Raw genomic sequence first — 1,123 nt, 5'->3', positions numbered from 1 at the left:
AAATTAAGTTCTCCGACTATACCGTAGTTTTTTGTTGCTTCAGGTCTATTAGGGTAGATGGCTGTAAACAGCAAACCAAGATTTCATGCTTGCTTAATCAGCTTGAGAGCCTTTATTTATCTTAGTTTTGTGCATACGGGTAGATTTGTGTGGATATACAAAAAAGCAGCCCGAAAGCTGCTGATTTTTTGAGTGTGGTGCGGACGGAGAGACTCGAACTCTCACACCTCTCGGCGCCAGAACCTAAATCTGGTGCGTCTACCAATTTCGCCACGTCCGCATGTGAATGGCGGATTATACAGGGAAAAGAGCTACTCTGCCAAGCGTGGGGCGCGGGTGCGGGCCAACGCCGTAGCAGAAATTACTCTTCGACTATAGGGTCGAATAAAAGAAGAATAAGCCAAGGCTGCGATGCGGTATCCTTCTTCTTTTAAATGCCTATATAATGGCCGTCTGAAAATATAACCGGATAATAAAAGGCTTTCCCCATGACACAAAATGCAAACAATCTCTGCTGGCTGGATATGGAAATGACGGGCTTGTCGCCTGAGACCGACCGCATTATCGAAGTGGCGATGATTATTACCGATCAGGATTTGAACGTGCTGGCGCAGTCGGAAGTGTATGCGGTGCACCAAAGCGAGGAGGTGTTGACGGCGATGGACGAGTGGAACACCGCCACTCACGGGCGTACCGGCCTGACCCAACGCGTGCGCGAGTCAAATTACACCGAAGCCGAAGTGGAGCAGAAGCTGTTGGACTTTATGGCTGAATGGATTCCGGAAAAAGCCACGCCGATGTGCGGCAATACCATTCATCAAGACCGCCGCTTTATGGTGAAATATATGCCGCGCTTGGAGGCTTATTTCCACTACCGCAATCTGGACGTTTCCACGCTGAAAGAGCTGGCCCGCCGCTGGCACCCTGTCGTGGCCAAAGGCGTGGTCAAGCGCGGTTCGCATCAGGCTTTGGACGATATTTTGGAAAGCATTGAGGAAATGCGCTACTACCGCGAACATTTTTTGAAACTGCCTGCATAATTGCAAAATATAGTCGAATAACACAGAATGGGACAAGGCAGCGAAGCCGCAGGCAGTACAAATATAGTCGGAGAACTTAATTT

At 49.0% G+C, this 1,123-nt stretch carries 1 protein-coding gene and 1 tRNA gene; one reads left to right on the top strand and one right to left on the bottom strand.

The genetic code is table 11. The features are described from left to right. Positions 1 to 195 precede the first annotated feature (195 nt). Positions 196 to 280: transfer RNA gene (locus BDE01S_RS10665), tRNA-Leu, on the bottom strand. Between the two features lie 208 nt (positions 281 to 488). Between BDE01S_RS10665 and orn the strand changes: the two genes are divergently transcribed. Next, entirely contained in the window at positions 489 to 1,040 is a 552-nt protein-coding gene (gene orn, locus BDE01S_RS10660) for an oligoribonuclease (RefSeq protein ID WP_066081400.1), read from the top strand. Positions 1,041 to 1,123: the final 83 nt, after the last annotated feature.

The sequence above is a fragment of the Bergeriella denitrificans NBRC 102155 genome (assembly GCF_001592185.1).
Lineage (GTDB): Bacteria > Pseudomonadota > Gammaproteobacteria > Burkholderiales > Neisseriaceae > Neisseria > Neisseria denitrificans.
This window is presented reverse-complemented; position numbering and strand designations above follow the sequence as displayed.

Coding starts and splice junctions, on each gene's coding strand:
- orn (WP_066081400.1), top strand. CDS start 489: ATGACACAAAATGCAAACAATCTCTGCTGGCTGGATATGGAAATGACG.